Source organism: Streptomyces africanus, from assembly GCF_002150735.1.
Classification (GTDB): domain Bacteria; phylum Actinomycetota; class Actinomycetes; order Streptomycetales; family Streptomycetaceae; genus Streptomyces; species Streptomyces africanus.
In genome coordinates this window covers 1-6,394 of record NZ_MUKA01000347.1, presented here as the reverse complement: position 1 = coordinate 6,394, position 6,394 = coordinate 1, and the positions used below count along the sequence as shown (strand labels likewise).

Sequence of the window (6,394 nt, the reverse complement as noted above, 5' to 3'; positions counted from 1 at the left end):
CGGGGGCCGGGGTCACTCCGCGCTCGTAGTCCGCGCGCAGCCAGTCGCCGTAGAGGAAGTCGCAGCTGGGCGGGTAGCGCCAGGGCCGTACATCGTCCTGTACGACGACGATCAGCTCCACGTGCCGCCGCCCGTCCACGCCGGACACCTTGAGCAACTCCTCGACCAGGGCCCGGCGTTGGGTATGTGTCACGGACTCCCGTACGACGGCCAGGACGTCGATGTCACTGTGCGGGCGGAGGCCGCCGAGGGTGGCGGAGCCGTGCAGGTAGATACCGAGGAGCGAGTCGCCGAGGGTGGTGCGCAGGAGCTGGACGACGTGGTCGGTGGCGGGCTGCTCTGGCATATGCGCTTCTTTCCCGTGTCCTGGTCACCGTGCGTATCGTTGTACTGCGCGGCTGCCCACGTCCATGGGGCGGTCGGGGAGGAGCGCCACGATGACCGTCCTTGAAGACAGGATCGAGATGGCCGAGGCAGACGACGAGCTGACTTTGGACGAGCTGTTCGAGTCGCTCGAGCGGACCACCCCCGAGGGTTACAAGGTCGAGATCGTCGAGGGGGCCATCTTCATGTCGCCGCAGCGGGACACGCACTGGGAGATCATCGCCGACATTTACGAGCAGCTGCGTACCAAGTACCCGCGCAAGCGCGTGAAATCGGACGTCCGTGTCGACTATCCGGGGCACCTCAACGGTTTCGCCTCCGACGTCACCCTCGTGGCCGAGGGAGCCGAGAAGAACGAGAAGGGCCTCTGGCGCTGCCAGGACATCGAGTTCGTGGCCGAAGTCATCTCGAAGGGCACGGCACACAACGACTACGGTCCCAAGAAGACCGCCTACGCCCTCGCCGACGTCCCCGTCTACCTCATCGCCGACCCGTACCAGGGCAAGTGCCACCTCTACACCCAGCCCAAGGACGGCGACTACCTCACGGAGACGACGGTCGCCTTCGGCGGGGGCGTCGACCTCACCCTTACGGACATCGGCCTCACCCTCAAGACCGACGAGTTCCCCCGAGACTGACGACCCCGCATCAGAAACCCACATCGGCAGGCCGATAAGCCGGCGGCCTGCGCACCCCGCTCACCCGCTCATACGCATAAGCCAACCGCAACAACACCGGCTCACTCCACGCCGTCCCCATGAACGTCAGCCCCACCGGCAGGCCGAAGGCGAACCCGGCCGGCACGCTGATCGCCGGGTAGCCCGCGAGGGCCGCCGGCGTGGACGCGCCGCCGCCGTGCGCGTCCCCGCGGATCAGGTCGATCTTGGCGGGCGGGCCGCACGTCGGCATCACCAGGGCGTCCAGGTCGTGCTCGCGCAGCACGGCGTCGATCCCCTCGGCACGCGACAGCCGGTGGTTCGTGGCCAGCGCCTCCCGGTACTCCCGCTCGGTGAAGTCCAGCCGCTCGACCGCCTCCAGCCCGTCCTGCCGTACGTAGCGCAACTCCTGGTCGGCATGTGCCCGGTTGAACTCGATGAGTTCCCTCAGACTGCGCGGGTGGTCGCCCGGTGCCGAGGCGAGATACGCGTTCAGCGCCCGCTTGAACTCGTACACCTGGACCACCATCGAGCTGGGGAGGTCCTCCAGTTGCTCGGCCGTGGGGATGTCGGCCGGGTCGACGATCGTCGCTCCGGCCTTGCTGAGCAGGGCGATCGCGCGCTCGGCGATCTCGTCGGCGTGGTGGCTGTAGCCGAAGTAGACCGAGCGCGGCACGCCGATGCGCGCGCCGCGCAGGCCGTCGGCGTCGAGGAAGCGGGTGTAGTCGCGGTGGTGGTGGCCGCGGCTCGCCTCCGTCGCCGGGTCCCGGCGGTCCACACCCACCAGCGTGCCGAGCATGATCGCCGCGTCGCGGACCGTGCGCGCCATCGGGCCGACGCTGTCCTGGCTGGGCACGCCGGGGATCACCCCACCGCGTCCGACCAGGCCCACCGTCGGTTTCACTCCGACGACGCAGTTCGCCGAGGACGGGTCGATGATCGAGCCGTTGGTCTCGGTGCCGATGCCGGCGACGCACAGGCCGGCCGCCACGGCGACGCCCGTGCCGGAGCTGGACTCGTTCGGGGAGCGGTCGAGTTTGTACGGGTTGCGGGTCTGGCCGCCGCGGGCGCTCCAGCCCGCGTGGTGGGTGAGCGACATGCCGCCCGCCCATTCGCTCAGGTTGGTCTTGCCGAGGATGACGGCACCGGCCTCGCGCAGCCGGGCCGCGACCGTCGCGTCCGCCGCCGGCCTGAGTCCCGTCAGGGCGAGCGAGCCGGCCGTGGTGTGCATCCGGTCGGCGGTCTCCACCAGGTCCTTCAGCAGGACGGGCATGCCGTGCAGGGGCCCGCGGGCCCGCCGCCGCGCGTCCACCCGTCGGGCCTCGCGCAGGGCGTCCGGGTTGACCTCGATCACGGAGTGCAGGAGCGGATCGAGGCGTTCGATGCGCTCCAGGTAGTGGCGGGTGAGGCGTTCGGCGTCGAGACTCCCGTCGCTCATCCGGCGGCGCAGCTCGGTGATGCCCGGTTCGTCCGGCTCCCCGGCATCGGCGCGGGCCTGGGCCGAGGCCGTGCCGAGCCAGGGCGTGGCCGCCGCGGCGGTGCCGAGCGCGAGCACGGTGCGACGGGTGGTGGCTGACGTGGGAGTCCTCATGACCAGCACGGTAGGGGCGTGAGCCGCGCGTTTCGCTGAGGCTGTCACCCGATTCGGAGCGGGGGCCTTCCCCCTTTCACGTCCGTGCGTGCTTGCTTGGAGCGCACTTCAACACGTTGGCTTGGGCAGCATGGAGTACACGCAGCTCGGACGCACGGGACTCAAGGTCAGCCGGCTCGTCCTCGGCACCATGAACTTCGGCCCGCAGACCGACGAGGCCGACAGCCACGCCATCATGGACGCGGCGCTGGACGCGGGCATCAACTTCTTCGACACCGCCAACGTGTACGGCTGGGGCGAGAACAAGGGCCGTACCGAAAGCATCATCGGCACCTGGTTCGCCAAGGGCGAGGGACGGCGCGACAAGGTCGTCCTCGCCACGAAGGTGTACGGCAACATGGGCGCCGACGGCCCGGCCTGGCCCAACCACGACAAGCTCTCCGCCGTCAACATCCGGCGGGCCGTGGACGCCAGCCTCAAGCGGCTCCAGACCGACTACATCGACGTCTACCAGTTCCACCACATCGACCGGAACACGCCCTTCGAGGAGATCTGGCAGGCGATCGACGTCCTGGTCCAGCAGGGCAAGATCCTCTACGTCGGGTCGTCGAACTTCCCCGGCTACAAGATCGCCCAGGCCAACGAGATCGCCGCCCGGCGGGGCGGCACCATCGGGCTGGTCAGCGAGCAGTGCCTGTACAACCTCGCCGAGCGGCGTGCCGAGATGGAGGTCATCCCGGCCGCGCAGGACTACGGCCTCGGCGTCATCCCCTGGTCGCCGCTGCACGGCGGTCTGCTGGGCGGTGTCCTCAAGAAGGAGGTCGAGGGCAGGCGCCGCGCCTCCGGCCGCGCGGCCGACGCGCTCAACGACCCCGCCACCCGCGCGCAGATCCAGTCCTACGAGGACCTGCTCGACAAGCACGGCATCGAACCCGGCGAGGCCGCCCTGGCCTGGCTGCTCACCCGCCCCGGCGTGACCGGCCCGATCGTCGGCCCCCGCACGGCCGAGCAGCTCGCCTCCGCCGTACGCGCGTCCGAGCTGGAGCTGTCCGAGGAGCTCCTGACGGGCCTTGACGAGATCTTCCCGGGCCCGGGGCCGTCGCCGGAGGCCTTCGCCTGGTAGACGCCCTTCTTTCAGGGGCGCGGGGAACTGCGCGCCAAGCCCCCACCGGCCCGCAGCCGGAGAGCAGCCGTCCGCAGTTCCCCGGCCGCCGCCCTACCTCCCGAGCACGGAAGCCAAGGCGACAACGAGAAACATCAGCACGAGCACACCGGCCATGATCCGGTTCCGGGTCTTCGGGTCCACGCCCCGAGCCTAACCGGCGCCTGAGAGCGGCCAGCGGCCGACCGCCTCGTACCGGGGCTGCTCCCCCGGAACCCCCGAGGTCGGCAGCTTGCTCCGCACCAGCACCAGTTCCCGCACGGTCCAGGTCCGGCTCACGAACGTGTCCAGGGCCTCGACACAGGCCCGGACATCGCAGGCCTCCCGGCTACGGGCCACGGTGAGGTGCGGCTTGTACCGCCGGTGCTCCCCCATCGGCACGCCCGCCCGCCGCGCCGCCGCCTCCACTCGCTCGGCCAGCAGCCGCAGGGTCGCCAGGTCGCCTTCGGCCCCGGTCCACAACGCCCGGCCGTGGCCGAACTGGCCGCCACCCCGCACGGCGAGCGGAAAGGGGCCGGTACGGCGAGCGGCCCGCTCCAGCCGGGCCGACAGCTCCGGCAGGAGCCCGTCGTCGACCTCGCCGTAGAAGGCGAGGGTGAAGTGCCAGCCCGGGCGGCCGGTCCACCGCAGCCCGTCGGCCCCGGGCAGCTCGCGCAACGCGTCCACCACGGCACCGAGTTCGCGGATCACCCCGTCAGGGGGCAGCACGGCGGCGAAGAGTCTCATGGTTCCAGCCTGGCACCATGAGGCCATGCAGATCACCATCAGAGAAGGCGGCCCCGACGACATTCCCGCGATACTCGGCATGCTCGACAGCTGCGTGGAGTGGCTGGTCTCGCAGGGGCGCACGGGGCAGTGGGGGACGAAACCCCTGTCCCAGAGTCCGAAGACGGTGGAGTCGGTCGGCCGGTACATGGACGAGGGCAGCGTGTTCATGGCCGATGCCGACGGCGTCCCCGCCGCCACCCTGACCCTCACCGACTCGCCCGGCGCCTACCTGTCCCACCTGGCGCGGCCCGGTGAGCCCGAGCGGTACATCCACTGGCTCGCCTCCGACCGCCGCTTCAAGGGCCACGGCGTGGGCAGCGCGCTCCTCACGCACGCCGCCGAGGTGACCCGGCGGGCCGGAGTGGGCCTGTTGCGGGTCGACTGCTACGCCGGCGACGACGGCAAGCTCGTCCGCTACTACGAGGCCAACGGCTTCACCCGGACCGAGGCCTTCACGGTCGGCGAGAACAACTGGCCGGGCCAGCTGCTGGCCAGGAGGGTGTGAGCCTCCCGGCCGCGCACCCGCCACGCCGCCCTACGCCGCCGGTGCCAGTTGTTGCTCCTGCTCCCGGGGGACGAACCGCACCCGTGGATGGCCGCGGTGCCAGCCGACCGACAGGCGGAGGTTGCCGACGCGGGCCAGGATCAGGCCGATCACGGCCGCGGCGACGGCCGCGACGGCACCGCCGGCCGCGAGGCCGACCCGGGCGCCGTACGTGTCGGTGACCCAGCCGACGATCGGCGCGCCGACCGGGGAGCCGCCGAGGAAGACCATCATGTAGAGGGCCATCACACGGCCGCGCATGGCCGGGTCCGTGGACATCTGGATGCTGGTGTTCGTCGTGACGTTGACCGTCATCCCGAACAGGCCCAGCGGGACCATGAGCAGCGCGAACATCCACAGGGTCGGGGTGGTCGCCGCCAGCATCTCCAGTGCGCCGAAGACCATGGCCGCCGCGATCAGCAGCCGCAGCCGGGCCGTGCCGCGCCGGGCGGCGAGCAGCGCGCCCGCGAGCGAGCCGACCGCCATCAGTGTGTTGAACATGCTGTAGGCGCCCGCGCCCGCGTGGAACACGTCGTCCGCGAAGGCCGACAGGTAGACGGGGAAGTTGAAGGCGAAGGTGCCGACGAACCCGACCAGGACGATCGGCCAGATCAGCTCCGGGCGGCCGGTGACGTACCGCACGCCTTCCCGCAGCTGCCCCTTGCCGCGCGGGGCGCGCTCGACGACGTGCAGCTCGCGGGCGCGCATCAGCAGCAGGCCGGTGAGCGGGGCGATGAAGGACAGGCCGTTGAAGAGGAACGCGTAGCCGGTGCCGACGCCGGTGATGAGTATGCCCGCGACGGCGGGGCCGACCAGGCGGGCGGACTGGAAGTTCGCCGAGTTCAGGCTGACCGCGTTCTGCAGCTGCCGCGGGCCGACCAGCTCGGAGACGAAGGACTGCCGGGCCGGGTTGTCGACCACCGTGGCGAGACCGACCGCGAAGGCGGCGACGTACACGTGCCACACCTGGACGTGGCCGGTGAGGACGGCGACGGCGAGGGCGAGGGCGGTGAGGGCCATCGCCGACTGGGTGACCAGCAGGGTGGGCCGCTTGCGCAGCCGGTCGACGAGGACACCGCCGTAGAGGCCGAAGAGCAGCATCGGCAGGAACTGGAGGGCCGTCGTGATGCCGACGGCCGCGGAGGAGCCGGTGAGACTGAGCACCAGCCAGTCCTGGGCGATGCGCTGCATCCAGGTGCCGATGTTGGAGACGACCTGTCCCATGAAGAACAGGCGGTAGTTCCTGACCTTCAGGGAGGAGAACATCGAGGTCTTGCGGACCGGCCGGG

Annotated in this window: 7 protein-coding genes; 3 read left to right on the top strand and 4 right to left on the bottom strand. The window is 70.9% G+C overall.

Translation table 11 applies throughout. The features are described from left to right. Nucleotides 1–346, bottom strand: a 346-nt coding sequence (locus CCL05_RS35055) for a nucleotidyltransferase domain-containing protein (protein WP_208641683.1), incomplete at its 3' end; no start/stop codon positions are given. Between the two features lie 91 nt (nucleotides 347–437). Between CCL05_RS35055 and CCL05_RS35050 the strand changes: the two genes are divergently transcribed. Then, entirely contained in the window at nucleotides 438–1,022 is a 585-nt protein-coding gene (locus CCL05_RS35050) for a Uma2 family endonuclease (protein WP_086564682.1), read from the top strand. A 10-nt stretch (nucleotides 1,023–1,032) separates the two neighbouring features. On the opposite strand, the gene CCL05_RS35045 is transcribed toward CCL05_RS35050, so the two are convergent. Beyond that, nucleotides 1,033–2,631 carry an amidase gene (locus CCL05_RS35045; protein ID WP_086564684.1) on the bottom strand — a complete coding sequence of 533 codons (1,599 nt, stop codon included), beginning with the start codon at nucleotides 2,629–2,631 and terminating at the stop codon, nucleotides 1,033–1,035. Between the two features lie 130 nt (nucleotides 2,632–2,761). Here CCL05_RS35045 and CCL05_RS35040 point away from each other — a divergent pair, with 130 nt between their 5' ends. Continuing rightward, nucleotides 2,762–3,754: an aldo/keto reductase gene (locus CCL05_RS35040; RefSeq protein ID WP_086564681.1), complete on the top strand. Its 993-nt coding sequence runs from the start codon at nucleotides 2,762–2,764 to the stop codon at nucleotides 3,752–3,754. Between the two features lie 192 nt (nucleotides 3,755–3,946). On the opposite strand, the gene thpR is transcribed toward CCL05_RS35040, so the two are convergent. Further along, on the bottom strand, nucleotides 3,947–4,519 hold the full coding sequence (thpR, locus tag CCL05_RS35035; protein WP_086564680.1) for an RNA 2',3'-cyclic phosphodiesterase: 573 nt from the start codon (nucleotides 4,517–4,519) through the stop codon (nucleotides 3,947–3,949). A 25-nt stretch (nucleotides 4,520–4,544) separates the two neighbouring features. Between thpR and CCL05_RS35030 the strand changes: the two genes are divergently transcribed. Next, the gene (locus tag CCL05_RS35030) at nucleotides 4,545–5,066 is read left to right on the top strand and encodes a GNAT family N-acetyltransferase (protein WP_086564679.1); all 522 of its coding nucleotides are present in this window, start codon (nucleotides 4,545–4,547) and stop codon (nucleotides 5,064–5,066) included. Between the two features lie 30 nt (nucleotides 5,067–5,096). On the opposite strand, the gene CCL05_RS35025 is transcribed toward CCL05_RS35030, so the two are convergent. Next, the coding region (locus CCL05_RS35025) for an MFS transporter (RefSeq protein ID WP_244204505.1) at nucleotides 5,097–6,394 on the bottom strand (1,298 nt) is incomplete at its 5' end.